Consider the following 12,506-nt stretch of genomic DNA (forward strand, 5'->3'; position numbering starts at 1 on the left):
GCTTCTGCCCGGCGGCCGTGTACGAGTTCGTGAAGAACGACGACGGCAGCGATCGCCTGGTGATCAACGCGCAGAACTGCGTGCACTGCAAGACCTGCGACATCAAGGACCCGACGCAGAACATCGTGTGGGTCACGCCGGAAGGTGGCGGCGGACCGAACTACCCGAACATGTAATGGCCGAAGCGCGCCGCCACGAGCGGTGCGTTTTTTTGGCTGCCGCAAACGAAACGGGGCGCTGCTTCAAGCAGCGCCCCGTTTTGCATGCTCCGCATCCCTGCCGGGCGAGACGCGCTGCACCGCGCCCGCTTGTGTCAGGTCGCGCTGCCCGCGATCTTCGGCGTCGGCGTCGCGACGTCCCCGCACTGCGCGCGATGACGCAGCGCATGATCGATCAGCACCAGCGCGAGCATCGACTCGGCGATCGGCGTCGCACGAATGCCGACGCACGGGTCGTGGCGGCCGAACGTTTCCACCGTCGCCTCGTCGCCCGCCTTCGTGATCGAGCGGCGCGGCGTGCGGATGCTCGACGTCGGCTTGATCGCGATCGACACGGTGATGTCCTGCCCCGTCGAAATCCCGCCGAGCACGCCACCCGCATGGTTGCCGACGAAACCGCCCGGCGTCAGCTCGTCGCCATGCACCGAGCCACGCTGCGCGACGCTCTCAAAGCCAGCGCCGATCTCGACGCCCTTCACCGCGTTGATGCTCATCATCGCCTTCGCGATATCGGCATCGAGACGGTCGAACACCGGCTCGCCCCAGCCGACCGGCACGCCCGACGCGACGACGTCGATGCGCGCGCCGATCGAATCGCCGTCCTTGCGCAGCGCATCCATGTACGCCTCGAGCTCCGGCACGACCGCCGCATTCGGCGAGAAGAACGGATTCTCGTGCACGTGCGACCAGTCGACGAACGGCACGTCGATCTCGCCGAGGCCGCTCATGTAGCCGCGCACCTCGACACCGAAGCGCTCGCGCAGCCACTTCTTCGCGACTGCGCCCGCGCCGACGATCGGCGCGGTCAGGCGCGCAGACGAGCGGCCGCCGCCGCGGTAGTCGCGGATGCCGTATTTCTGCCAGTAGGTGTAGTCAGCATGGCCGGGACGGAACGTCTCGACGATGTTGCCGTAGTCCTTGCTGCGCTGGTCGGTGTTGCGGATCAGCAGCGCGATCGGCGTGCCGGTCGTCACGCCTTCGAACACGCCAGACAGGATCTCGACCTCGTCGGCCTCCTGTCGCTGCGTCACGTGACGCGACGTGCCGGGCTTGCGGCGATCGAGCTCGACCTGGATGTCGGCTTCGGTCAGCCCCATTCCCGGCGGGCAGCCGTCGATCACGCAGCCGATCGCGGGACCGTGCGATTCGCCGAAGGTCGTGACAGTGAAAAGCGTGCCGAGGGTATTGCCGGACATGATGGAACCGCCCAATGAGAAATGCGCAAACCGATGCGCTGCCAGGGCCGCAGGCAGGCCGATCGTTCGCCGGTCGAGAAAAGAGGTAAACCGCTATTATGCCAGCCGTCCCGGGCCCGCGGGTCGCGTGAACCGTTCAGACCACACCGGCCGGCCACGGCACGGCTCGTGCGCGACGGTCGGCGATCCGCGCCGCTCCGTTCAAACGGGCCGTTCGCGACCGGCAGCGCGACCCGGCGTAATCCCGCCGGGCCCGCCCCACCCGCCTACTTCCGCGCGCCGCGCAGTTCGGTGACCGCGGCCTGCAGCGACTCGGGCGTCGCGACCGACGCCGGGATCGGCTCGCCGACCGCCAGCGTCAGCCGGCTCATCACGCCGCGCTTGATCGGCCGCGGCATCCGCGCATCGGTATGCCGCGAAAAATAGCTGCCCCACAGCCCGCGCAGCGCCATCGGAATCACGGGCGCCGGCGTGCGGCCCAGGATCTCCATGATGCCGTGGTGGAACGTATTGATGTCGCCCGTCTTCGTGAGCTTGCCTTCGGGGAAGATGCACACGAGTTCGCCTTCCTTCAGCGCAGCCTCGCAGGCATCGTACGCGCGCGCGAGCATCGCGGGATCTTCGTGACGCGGCGCGATCGGGATCGCCTTCGCGTGCCGGAACACCCAGCTCGCGAAGCGCGTCTTGAAGATCCGGTGATCCATCACGAAACGGATCGGGCGCGGGCTCGCGGCGGCCAGCACGAGCGCATCGACATAGCTGACGTGGTTGCACACGAGCACGGCCGCCCCTTCCGCCGGAATCCGCTCCGCGTGCACGAGGCGAATCCGGTAGAAGGTGTGCACGAGCACCCACGCAACGAAGCGCAGCAGGAACTCGGGCACGAGCAGATAGATATACGCGGCGACGATGACGTTCAGCAGCGCGGTGACGAGGAACAGCCCCGGGATGTCGACGCCGGCCTTGGTCAGCCCCATCGCCATCACGGCCGACAGAATCATGAACAGCGCGTTCAGGATGTTGTTCGCGGCGATGATCCGCGCACGGTGCGTGGGTGCGCTGCGGCTCTGGATCAGCGCGTACAGCGGCACGCTGTAGAAGCCGCCGAACATCGCGAGCAGGAACAGGTCGGCGAGGATACGCCAGTGGCGCGCGCCGGCCAGGAACTCGCCGACCGACAGCAGATGGCCGGGCGACGGCAGCGCGTGGCTCGCGAAATACAGCTCGATCGCGAACACGCTGATGCCGATCGAGCCGAGCGGCACGAGGCCGATCTCGACGCGCCGCTGCGACAGCCGTTCGCACAGCAGCGAGCCGAGGCCGATGCCGACCGAGAACGTCGCGAGCAGGATCGTGACGACGTCGGGGCTCGCGGACAGCACGTCCTTCGCGAAATTGAAGAACGAGGTGAGGAACGTCGCGCCGACGAACCACAGCCACGAGATGCCGAGCAGGCTCAGGAACACGGTGCGGTTCTGGCGTGCGAGCCCGAGGTTGCGCCAGGTCTCGCTGACCGGATTCCAGTTGATCACGAGATCGGGTTGCGGTGCCGGCGTGGATGGCACGCGCTGCGCGACGAACCGCCCCGCGATCGCGATGACGACGACACTCACCGCGAGCACGCGCTCGCCGCTGCCCTCGATGCCCGCCGCCGCGCCGCCGATGATCGTGCCGATCAGGATCGCGATGAACGTGCCCATCTCGACGAGGCCGTTGCCGCCAACCAGCTCATGTTCACCGAGATGCTGCGGCAGGTACGAATACTTGACGGGCCCGAACAGCGTCGAGTGCATCCCCATCATGAACGTGCACAGATACAGCAGCGGCGCGCTGTGCGTGACGAAGCCGGCCGCGCCGACCAGCATCAGCACGATCTCGAAGGTCTTCACGAAGCGCGTGAGGGTCGCCTTGTCGTACTTGTCGGCGATCTGGCCGGACGTCGCCGAGAACAGCACGAACGGCAGGATGAAGATCGCGGAAATCAGGAAGGCCGCCGTCTTCGCATCGACGCCGGAGAATCGCGCGGTGTGATAGGTGACGAGCGACGTGAAGCCAATCTTGAAGACGTTGTCGTTCAGCGCGCCGAGGAACTGGGTCGTGAAGAACGGCGCGAAACGGCGCTCGCGCAGCAGGTCGAACTGCGACGCGTGCGCGTGCTGTTCGCCACGCCGCCTGGAAGTGGCTTGCGTTTGATCGCTCATGCGGAATACGCGTGCGTCGTCTGGGCGACGCTGCGCGGGCCTTGTGTGGTCATTGAAAAAACGGCGGCGCAGGACAAGCCTGCGCCGCCGCGTGCCGGGTGGCGGCGCCCGCGCATGACGGCGACGGGCGCGGCGTGGCTCACGATTTGTGCGCTTCGGCTTCCGATTCCGGCCAGTCGCGGATGTACGCCTTCAGCATCCGGTTCTCGAAGCTCTGCGCCTCGACGACCGTCTTCGCGACGTCGTAGAACGAAATGACGCCCATCAGCACCTTCTTGTCGAGCACCGGCATGTAGCGCGCGTGGCGCTCGAGCATCATCCGGCGCACTTCGTTGACGTCCGTTTCCGGCGTGCACGTGAGCGGTTCGTCCATCACCTTGCGTACCTGCACGTCGCCGATCGCGCCGCCGTTCACGTGCAGGCGCAGGATGATCTCGCGGAACGTCAGCATCCCGACGAGATCGCCGTACTCCATCACGACGAGCGAACCGATGTCGTGCTCGGCCATCGTATCGACCGCTTCGCGCAGCGGCATATCGGGCGTCACCGTAAACAGCGTGTTGCCCTTCACTTTCAGAATATCGCTGACGCGCATCGTAGTCCCCTCTTGCTTGAATGCAAAATCTCTTTCGATCCTATCGGAAAGCCTGTCAAAAGGAAAGCGCGGGACCGCGCGGCGGGCCTGCCCCCCGCTTGCCGAAGCGGGCCGCCGGCAGCACAATGGCCCCATGAACAGCGGCCCGAGGAGACGGCCATGGCCCATACGCATTCGGAGCAATTCGCCAGCTTCGCTGATTTCTACCCGTATTACCTGAACGAACACCAGAACCTGACCTCGCGGCGGCTGCACTTTATCGGCTCGCTCGGCGTGATCGGCTGCGTCGCAATGGCGATCGCGACCGGCGACTGGCTGTGGCTGCCGGCAGCGGTCGTCTGCGGCTACGGGTTCGCGTGGGTCGGACACTTCTTCTTCGAGAAGAACCGACCGGCCACGTTCCGGCACCCGATCTACAGCCTGATGGGCGACTGGGTGATGTTCAAGGACATTTGCACCGGCAAGATCCCGTTGTAGTGGCCGGGCGCCCTGCTCACGCGGGCCGCGGCGGCCGCGCATGCGGGTCGGACACGCTGCTCGGCGCCTGCCCCGGAACGCCCGTCGGCGGTGCGCCGGCAAGCCGGTGCGCGGCGATCAGCGACGCGAGCGACACGTCGAACCGGTCGCTCGACAGCACCGCGAGCAGCGCCGCGCCATCGACATGGCTGCGGCGCCGCTGCAGCTGGTAAGTGAGTTCCGTGCGGTCGATCACCAGCACGTCGAACAGCTGCGCGAGCGTCAGCTGCTCCGGATTCGCGAGCAGGATATAGCGCAGCGTGGTCTCGCCACCGCCGTCGAGCCGCGCAATCCATTCCTGCTCCTCCATCGTCGTCAGCAAGCGCTGCGCGGTTTCCATGTCGCAGCGCAGCATGGTCGCAATCCGTATCGCCGTGTAGCCGCGCTTGCCGGCCGCGCGCGCCTCGGCCAGCCGCGCGAGCATTTCCAGCGCGTCGAGCAGGTCGCTGCCCGGATAGTGGATGCGGTGGAACTGGCCCACGCGGATCGCCGGCAGCGCGGAGGCCACCATCGCGCCGAGCAGCGCGATGAACCAGCTCAGGTACACCCACAGCAGGAAGACGGGCAACGCGGCGAACGCGCCGTAGACCGCCGTATAAGTCGGAATGCGCCGCACGTAGTAGCCGAAGCCGCGCTTCGCAAGCTCGAACGCGATGGCCGCGAACAGCCCGCCGATCACCGCGTCGCGCCATGCGACCGTGCAGTTCGGCAGGTACACGTACAGCAGCGTGAACGCGAGCACCGTCAGCGGCAGTGACACGAGCGCGAGCAGCCACTCGACGATCGACGTCGACGGCGCGGCGCCGGTAAAGGCCAGCGACTGCGTGAACAGGTACGACGAGATCGACAGGCTCACGCCGAACAGCAGCGGGCCGAGCGTGATCAGCGCCCAGTACGCGAGCACGCGCTGCGCGAACGGTCGCGGCTTGCGCACCCGCCAGATCAGGTTGAAGGCCGACTCGATCGTCATCATCGTCATCACCGACGTGACGACGAGCACGATCAGGCCGGCCGTCGTCAGACCTTTCGCCTTCGACGCGAACTGGTTCAGGTACTTGAAGATCTGGACATTGAACTGCGCGGGCATCAGGTGATCCGCGAGGAACCCCTGCAGCGAGATCTGGAACGACGCGAACATCGGGAACGCGGTGAACAGCGCGAACGCGACCGTCACGAGCGGCACGAGCGCCAGCATCGTCGTGAACGTCAGGCTGCCCGCCACTTGCGGGATGCGATCCTCGGCGCTGCGCCGGGCCGCGAACTGCGCGAGGCGCTTGAGGGTGTCGAGATCGACGCTCAACTTCGGCAAACGGCTTCTCCTTCTTGATGCCGCGCGCCCGACGGCGCGCCGCCGTCGCGCTGCGCGACGGCTTCAGCCCCTATAATAGCCGCTCGATTCCAGCAGGGGCCGACTGCACCGGGCACGCGCGCGGCCGCACGCGGCTCCGTCGCCCATGAAAGACATCCTCGTCCTCTATTACAGCCGTCACGGCGCCACGCGCGATCTCGCGCTCGCGATCGCGAACGGCATCGACAGCGTGCCGGGCATGCAGGCCCGCATCCGCACCGTGCCGCCCGTGTCGGCCGTTTGCGAAGCCACCGCTCCCGACATCCCCGCCGACGGCCCGCCGTACGCGGAACTGCGGGATCTCGAGGAATGCGCGGGCCTCGCGCTCGGCTCGCCGACCCGCTTCGGCAACATGGCCGCCTCGCTCAAGTATTTCCTCGACGGCACCACACCGCAATGGTTGTCGGGCGCGCTGACCGGCAAGCCGGCCAGCGTGTTCACGTCGACGGGCAGCCTGCATGGCGGCCAGGAATCGACGTTACTGTCGATGATGCTGCCGCTGCTCCATCACGGGATGATGATCGTCGGGATCCCGTACACGGAATCCGCGCTCACCACGACGCGCACCGGCGGCACGCCGTACGGCGCGTCGCACGTCGCGCAACACGACCGCTCGGCAGCCGCCGGGCTGTCGGCCGACGAAAAGGCGCTCGCGGCCGCGCTCGGCGTGCGGCTCGCGCGCGCGGCGGCGGCCCTCTCCAGCGCCCAGGCCGCCGAGGCCGCATGAACGCCCCCGCCCGCCCCGCCGTCGCGGCCCGGCCACGCTACGCGCTGATCGCCACCGCGTGCCTCGTCGCACTGATCGCGCTGTCGCTCGCGTGGGAGCTGTGGCTCGCGCCGCTGCGCCCGGGCGGCTCCGCGCTGATGCTCAAGGCCATCCCGCTTGCGCTCGCGCTGCCCGGCGTCTGGCGGCGTAACATCTATACGATGCAGTGGGCGAGCATGCTGATACTCGTCTATTTCGCCGAAGGCGTCGTGCGTGGCATGTCCGATCGCGGGCTGTCCGCGACGCTCGGCTGGTGCGAAACCGCGCTCGCCGTCGCCTTCTTCGTGGCGGCGCTGGCGTACGTCGCGCCGTTCAAGCGCGCGGCGAAAAAATCGCGCGCCGCGTCCTGACCCTTACGCGACAAGGTGATGATGTCCTCCGAAGCTTTCGTTTCCGCGTGCCGCGATGCGATCGGCGCCGATCACGTGCTGACCGATCCGCACGATACCGAACCGTTCCTGACCGACTGGCGCCGCCGCTACAAAGGTACCGCGTGCGCGGTGCTGAAGCCCGCGAACACGGCCGAAGTCGCCGCGCTCGTCAAGCTGGCCAACGCGCACGGCATCGCGCTCGTGCCGCAGGGCGGCAACACGGGCCTGGCCGGCGGCGCCACGCCCGATGCGAGCGGCAGCCAGGCCGTGCTGAGCGTCGCGCGCCTGAACCGCGTGCGCGCGCTCGACCCGCACAACAACACGATCACCGTCGAAGCCGGCGTGATCCTCGCCGACGTGCAGGCCCGTGCCCGCGACGGCGGCCGGCTGTTCGCGCTGAGCCTCGCGGCGGAAGGCAGCTGCACGATCGGCGGCAACCTGTCGACCAATGCGGGCGGCACCGCGGTGCTGCGCTACGGCAACGCGCGCGAGCTGTGTCTCGGGCTCGAGGTCGTGACGCCGCAAGGCGAGATCTGGGACGGCCTGCGCGGACTGCGCAAGGACAACACGGGCTACGACCTGCGCGACCTGTTCATCGGCGCGGAAGGCACACTCGGCATCATCACCGCGGCCGTGATGAAGCTGCACCCGCTGCCGGCCGCGCAGGTCACCGCACTCGCCGCGCTCGAATCGCCGCACGCGGCGCTCGACTTCCTCGCGCTCGCGCAGCGCGCCGCCGGGCCGCTGCTGACCGGCTTCGAGCTGATGTCGGACTTCTGCATGCAGCTCGTCGGCAAGCACTACCCGCAACTGCGCTACCCGTTCGCGCAGACGCATGCACAGACAGTGCTGCTCGAACTGTCCGACAACGAAAGCGAAGCGCATGCGCGCACGCTGTTCGAGAAACTGATGGAAGAAGCGTTCGAGGCCGGGCTCGTGGTCGACGCGGTGGTCGCGGAAAATCTTGCGCAGTCGCGCGCGTTCTGGGACCTGCGCGAGCACATCCCGCTCGCGCAGGCAGACGAGGGGCTCAACATCAAGCACGACATCGCGGTGCCGATTTCGTCGATCGCACGCTTCATCGACGAGACCGACGCGGCGATCCAGCAGGCCGCGCCGGGCGCGCGGATGGTCACGTTCGGCCACCTCGGCGACGGCAACCTCCACTACAACGTGCAGATGCCCGAAGGCGGCGACCCGAAAGCGTTCCTGGCCGCGTTCCAGGCGCCGATCAACCGGATCGTCTACGACAACGTGCACCGCCACCACGGCACGATCAGCGCGGAGCACGGCATCGGCCAGCTGAAGATCGACGACGCACAGCGTTACAAGTCGCCGGTCGAAACGACGCTGATGCGCACGCTGAAGACCGCGCTCGACCCGCGCGGCCTGATGAACCCCGGCAAGGTCCTGCGCTGAAGCCGCCCACTCCGGAGCCTAGCCCGTGAAAATCCGCGTCCTGTCCGACCTGCATCTCGAAAGCAACCTGCCCGACGCGATCCCGCATGCCGATGCGGATCTCGTCGTGCTGGCCGGCGACATCCACAATCACGCGGAAGGCCTGCGCTGGGCCGCCGAAACGTTCGACCCCGCGGTGCCGGTGATCTACGTGCCGGGCAACCACGAGTATTACGACGGGGAATTCGGCGCGCTGGAGACGGCGATGCGCGATGCGGCGCAGGCGCTCGACAACGTGCATTACCTGAACAACGGCGTCTACGTCGATCCCGCGCAGCGTTTCCGCGTGCTCGGCACGACGCTCTGGGCCGATTTTTCGCTGTTCGGCGCCGACGAAGCCAGCCTTGCCAGCTCGATCGAGGCCGGGCTGCGCGTGATGCTCGATTTCAAGGGATTGATCCAGGTGACCTGGCCGCATGACGCGGCGCTGCATGCGGCGCCGGGCACGCCGGAACGGGATTTCTCGCCGGCTGACGCAATCGCACTGCATCGACGCAGCCGCGCGTGGCTGGAAATGCAGCTCGCGACGCCGTTCGCGGGCCGGACGATCGTCGTCACCCACCATGCGCCGCACCGCCGCTCGCTGGCGGAGCGCTATGCGGAAGACCTTGCGTCGGCGGGATTCGTCACGGATATGGCGGAACTCGTGCGGCCGCCGGTGGATCTGTGGCTCCACGGCCACACGCATACGTCATTCGATTATGTGGCGGACGGCGGCACACGCGTGGTGTGCAATCCGCGCGGCTACATCCACCGGCGCACCGGTGAACTGGAAAATACCGCGTTCGCGTGGGACAAGGTCGTCGAGCTCGGCTGAACGCCGGCCCGCCCGGCCGCGTTGCGCGGCCTTTTTTCGACCCGAAGCGTGACCGCGGGATCAGCGGCCGGGGCGGCGCGGCTCGCGCACGCGCACCGGGACCGGCTTCATCTGCGCCTTCGCCTTCATCGCGCGCAGCAGGTCGCGGGTCGCGGCGGCGGCCGCGGCTGCGCCCAGCAGGACGCCAAGGCCGATCATCAGGTGCGTATCCATTGCTACTCCGGGGTTGCGTATCTCGTTAATTCCCACAGTATCAAACTGTCTGACACGCGTTCGTAAAAAAATGTTGCGTGAAGGACAAATCTCGTCAGATTGCGGTCAACCGCGCTGTCATGTCGCACGCGTGTACTGCTCGAGCGCGGCTTCGTCGGCTGCGAGCGTGGCCGGCAGTTCGTCGCGCAGGAAATCGACCCAGGTGCGAATTTTCGCGTCGAGGTACTGGCGCGACGGATACAGCGCGTAGATGTTCATCACGTGCGACCGGTATTCGGGCATCACGCGCACGATGTGCCCGCTGCGCAACCAGCCGATCGCCGAGTAAAGCGGCAACCCGCCGATCCCCATCCCTTCCCGCACGGCCACCGCGAGCGCCTCGGCGACGTTCACGCGAAACGGCGGCGCCGTGATCGGGACGACCTCGTCGCCGTTCGGCCCCGCCAGCGCCCATTCGTCGAACTGAAAGCCCGGCGTGACCATCCCGAGGCATACGTGCTGCGCGAGATCCGCCGGCCGCTGCGGCACGCCGTGCGCCTCGACGTAGTTGCGCGATGCGCACACCACGCTGTAGCTCTCGCCGAGCCGCTGCGACACGAGCCCCGAATCCGGCAGGTCGCGGCCGACGACGATCGCGACGTCATACCCCTCGTCGAGCAGGTCGGGCATCCGCTGCGCGAGCGTCAGCTCGACGTGCACGTCCGGGTAGCGCTCGCGATAGCGCGCGATGGCCGGTACCAGGTAGTGCTGGCCGAGGCTCGTGAAGCAATGGACCTTCAGCTTGCCCGACGGGCGCGCATGCGCGTCGCCCGCCTCGGCTTCGGCCTGGTCGACGTACGCGAGGATCTGCTCGCAGCGCTGCAGGTAGCGCTCGCCGGCTTCGGTCAGCGCGATCCGGCGCGTCGTGCGGTTCAGGAGGCGCGTGCGCAGGTGCGCCTCGAGATCCGAGACCGCGCGCGACGCGTAGGCGGTGGTCGAATTCATCTGCTGGGCCGCTGCGGTAAAGCTTCCCGCGTCGACCACGCGGACGAACACCCGCATGTTTTGTAACGTATCCATCCCATTACCCGTTTGAATCCGGACGGATTGTTGCACAGAGGCGAACGAGTATTGTCTCAGGATTCGTAAAAATGACTTGCACCCTTGTCCATTTATTCAGGAATCGCTGAAAAATATAATCGCATCCGACTCATCTATATCCGAAAGGGAGAAAATCGTGCAGTCTCCGGCAAAAAAAGGGACGCTCGCACTGGCGGTTCTTGCAGTCTCATTAATAATGGCCGGATGCGCGAGCATGGGCGACAACAAGCCGCAGTCAGCCCGCATCGAGGCGAACGCGCTCGACGCCGGCGCCGCGATCCGCGCGGCCGACCGTGACGCGGGCTGGCCCGCGGCCGACTGGTGGCGCGCCTACCGCGATCCGCAACTCGACGCCTGGATCGCCAATGCCCAGGCCGGCAACCCGACGCTCGCGGCCGCCGAGGCACGGGTGCGCGAAGCGCAGGCAATGGCGCGCGTGGCCCGCTCGGCCGAATTGCCGCAGATCAACGGCAACCTCTCGCTGATGCGCGAGCACTGGCCGGACAACGTGTATTACGGCCCCGGCCCGCTCGCGAACGCGGATACCTGGAACAACACCGGCACGCTCGGCCTGTCGTACCACCTCGATCTGTGGGGCAAGGACAAGAACGCGACCGAGCGCGCGCTCGACACCGCGCATGCGACCGCCGCCGACGCGCGTGCAGCGAAGCTCGAACTCGAAGTCAACGTCGTGCGCGCGTATGTCGGCATGTCGATGAACTACGCGCTGCTCGACCTCGCGCACGAAACGTTCGAACGCCAGCGCTCGCTCGCCGATCTCGCGCGCAAACGGCTGCAGGCCGGCCTCGGCACGCAGCTCGAAGTGAGCCAGGCGGAATCGACGCTGCCCGACTATGAGCGCCAGATCGACAGCTATGAGGAAGCGATCCAGCTCGCACGGCACCAGCTCGCCGCGCTGGCCGGCAAGGGCCCGGGCGCGGGCGACACGATCAAGCGGCCGCAGCTGTCGCTCGACGCGCATGCCGGCCTGCCGTCGGCAATGCCGGCCGACCTGCTCGGCCGTCGCCCCGACGTCGTCGCGGCGCGCTGGACCGTCGACGCGCAGGCGCGCGGCATCGATGTCGCGAAAGCATCGTTCTACCCGAACATCGACCTGCTCGCGACGGTCGGCGGCTTCGGCGTGACCGCGCCGTTCACCGACTTCCTGCGCGCGATGAACGGCGGCTGGACGGCGGGCCCCGCGCTGTCGCTGCCGATCTTCGAAGGCGGCCGGCTGCGTGCGCAGCTCGGCGCGGCGAATGCCGGCTACGACCAGGCGGTCGAGCGCTACAACCAGACGATCGTCGGCGCGCTCAAGGACATCGCCGACCAGGTCGTGCGGATCCGTTCGCTCGATACGCAGAAGAAGGACGCCGCACGCTCGGTGGCCGCCAACGACCGCAGCTACCAGCTGTCGCGCGAAGGCTTCCGGCGCGGGCTGACCGACTACGTGAACGTGCTGGTCGCGCAGCAGCAGTTGCTGCGCGCGCAGGAGACGGCCGCCCGCATCGATGCGGAACGCCTCGCCGCGCACGCGCAGTTGATGGCCGCGCTCGGCGGTGGCGTCGAGACGGGTACCGACGTTCCTCATGACGAATCCGCCGCCGGCGCAGCTGCGCCTGCCGCCGCGTCGGGTACGAAGCCGGTGGCAGCAGTCGCCCGGCCCGCGCAGGTCGCGGCCGCCGGTGCGTCCGGCGTGCCGGCTGCACGGTAACGCGGAGCGACGC

General features: G+C 67.7%; 13 protein-coding genes. 7 read left to right on the forward strand and 6 right to left on the reverse strand.

Annotated features, from left to right (window positions below; all coding sequences use genetic code 11):
* Positions 1-176: 4Fe-4S dicluster domain-containing protein (locus tag LGN19_RS14955; protein WP_174928750.1), on the forward strand; the 176-nt coding region annotated here is incomplete at its 5' end.
* A gap of 137 nt (positions 177-313) precedes the next feature.
* Here the strand turns inward: LGN19_RS14955 and aroC are convergent.
* From aroC to LGN19_RS14970, 3 genes are all read right to left on the reverse strand, one after another.
* Positions 314-1,414, reverse strand: a complete 1,101-nt coding sequence (gene aroC / locus LGN19_RS14960) for a chorismate synthase (protein WP_226215606.1) — start codon at positions 1,412-1,414, stop codon at positions 314-316.
* A gap of 266 nt (positions 1,415-1,680) precedes the next feature.
* On the reverse strand, positions 1,681-3,615 hold the full coding sequence (locus LGN19_RS14965) for an MFS transporter (protein ID WP_226215608.1): 1,935 nt from the start codon (positions 3,613-3,615) through the stop codon (positions 1,681-1,683).
* A 139-nt stretch (positions 3,616-3,754) separates the two neighbouring features.
* Positions 3,755-4,210: a CBS domain-containing protein gene (locus LGN19_RS14970; protein ID WP_043182535.1), complete on the reverse strand. Its 456-nt coding sequence runs from the start codon at positions 4,208-4,210 to the stop codon at positions 3,755-3,757.
* Between the two features lie 159 nt (positions 4,211-4,369).
* Between LGN19_RS14970 and LGN19_RS14975 the strand changes: the two genes are divergently transcribed.
* Positions 4,370-4,687 carry an Mpo1-like protein gene (locus LGN19_RS14975; RefSeq protein WP_043182533.1) on the forward strand — a complete coding sequence of 106 codons (318 nt, stop codon included), beginning with the start codon at positions 4,370-4,372 and terminating at the stop codon, positions 4,685-4,687.
* A gap of 16 nt (positions 4,688-4,703) precedes the next feature.
* Here the strand turns inward: LGN19_RS14975 and LGN19_RS14980 are convergent, their stop codons facing one another.
* Positions 4,704-6,035, reverse strand: coding sequence for a YihY family inner membrane protein (locus tag LGN19_RS14980; RefSeq protein ID WP_226215613.1), 1,332 nt, complete (start codon positions 6,033-6,035; stop codon positions 4,704-4,706).
* Between the two features lie 145 nt (positions 6,036-6,180).
* On the opposite strand from LGN19_RS14980, the gene wrbA reads away from it, so the two are divergent.
* From wrbA to LGN19_RS15000, 4 genes are read left to right on the forward strand one after another with little or no spacing between them, the layout of a single operon-like run.
* Positions 6,181-6,801, forward strand: coding sequence for an NAD(P)H:quinone oxidoreductase (gene wrbA / locus LGN19_RS14985; RefSeq protein WP_011351764.1), 621 nt, complete (start codon positions 6,181-6,183; stop codon positions 6,799-6,801).
* On the forward strand, positions 6,798-7,190 hold the full coding sequence (locus LGN19_RS14990) for a DUF2069 domain-containing protein (protein ID WP_226215615.1): 393 nt from the start codon (positions 6,798-6,800) through the stop codon (positions 7,188-7,190). Before wrbA ends, LGN19_RS14990 begins: the two co-directional genes overlap by 4 nt.
* 18 nt (positions 7,191-7,208) lie before the next feature.
* Positions 7,209-8,630: an FAD-binding oxidoreductase gene (locus LGN19_RS14995; RefSeq protein ID WP_226215617.1), complete on the forward strand. Its 1,422-nt coding sequence runs from the start codon at positions 7,209-7,211 to the stop codon at positions 8,628-8,630.
* Positions 8,631-8,655: 25 nt separating this feature from the next.
* Positions 8,656-9,486 carry a metallophosphoesterase gene (locus tag LGN19_RS15000; protein WP_122945135.1) on the forward strand — a complete coding sequence of 277 codons (831 nt, stop codon included), beginning with the start codon at positions 8,656-8,658 and terminating at the stop codon, positions 9,484-9,486.
* 60 nt (positions 9,487-9,546) lie between these two features.
* Here LGN19_RS15000 and LGN19_RS15005 read toward each other — a convergent pair whose 3' ends face one another.
* Both LGN19_RS15005 and LGN19_RS15010 read right to left on the reverse strand, forming a co-directional pair.
* On the reverse strand, positions 9,547-9,699 hold the full coding sequence (locus tag LGN19_RS15005) for a hypothetical protein (RefSeq protein WP_006476208.1): 153 nt from the start codon (positions 9,697-9,699) through the stop codon (positions 9,547-9,549).
* 117 nt (positions 9,700-9,816) lie between these two features.
* A complete protein-coding gene (locus tag LGN19_RS15010) occupies positions 9,817-10,758 on the reverse strand; it encodes a LysR family transcriptional regulator (protein WP_122945134.1) in 942 nt (313 codons plus the stop codon).
* A gap of 157 nt (positions 10,759-10,915) precedes the next feature.
* Here LGN19_RS15010 and LGN19_RS15015 point away from each other — a divergent pair, with 157 nt between their 5' ends.
* On the forward strand, positions 10,916-12,493 hold the full coding sequence (locus LGN19_RS15015) for an efflux transporter outer membrane subunit (RefSeq protein ID WP_226215619.1): 1,578 nt from the start codon (positions 10,916-10,918) through the stop codon (positions 12,491-12,493).
* The last annotated feature ends 13 nt before the right edge of the window (positions 12,494-12,506 follow it).

Origin of the sequence: Burkholderia sp. AU30198, assembly GCF_020419825.1 — a bacterium.
In the GTDB taxonomy this organism is placed as follows: Bacteria; Pseudomonadota; Gammaproteobacteria; order Burkholderiales; family Burkholderiaceae; genus Burkholderia.

Bases quoted from the DNA above. Each gene is read 5' to 3' on its own strand.
- aroC (WP_226215606.1), bottom strand. From the start codon at position 1,414: ATGTCCGGCAATACCCTCGGCACGCTTTTCACTGTCACGACCTTCGGC.
- LGN19_RS14965 (WP_226215608.1), bottom strand. From the start codon at position 3,615: ATGAGCGATCAAACGCAAGCCACTTCCAGGCGGCGTGGCGAACAGCAC.
- LGN19_RS14970 (WP_043182535.1), bottom strand. From the start codon at position 4,210: ATGCGCGTCAGCGATATTCTGAAAGTGAAGGGCAACACGCTGTTTACG.
- LGN19_RS14975 (WP_043182533.1), top strand. From the start codon at position 4,370: ATGGCCCATACGCATTCGGAGCAATTCGCCAGCTTCGCTGATTTCTAC.
- wrbA (WP_011351764.1), top strand. From the start codon at position 6,181: ATGAAAGACATCCTCGTCCTCTATTACAGCCGTCACGGCGCCACGCGC.
- LGN19_RS14990 (WP_226215615.1), top strand. From the start codon at position 6,798: ATGAACGCCCCCGCCCGCCCCGCCGTCGCGGCCCGGCCACGCTACGCG.
- LGN19_RS14995 (WP_226215617.1), top strand. From the start codon at position 7,209: ATGATGTCCTCCGAAGCTTTCGTTTCCGCGTGCCGCGATGCGATCGGC.
- LGN19_RS15005 (WP_006476208.1), bottom strand. From the start codon at position 9,699: ATGGATACGCACCTGATGATCGGCCTTGGCGTCCTGCTGGGCGCAGCC.
- LGN19_RS15010 (WP_122945134.1), bottom strand. From the start codon at position 10,758: ATGGATACGTTACAAAACATGCGGGTGTTCGTCCGCGTGGTCGACGCG.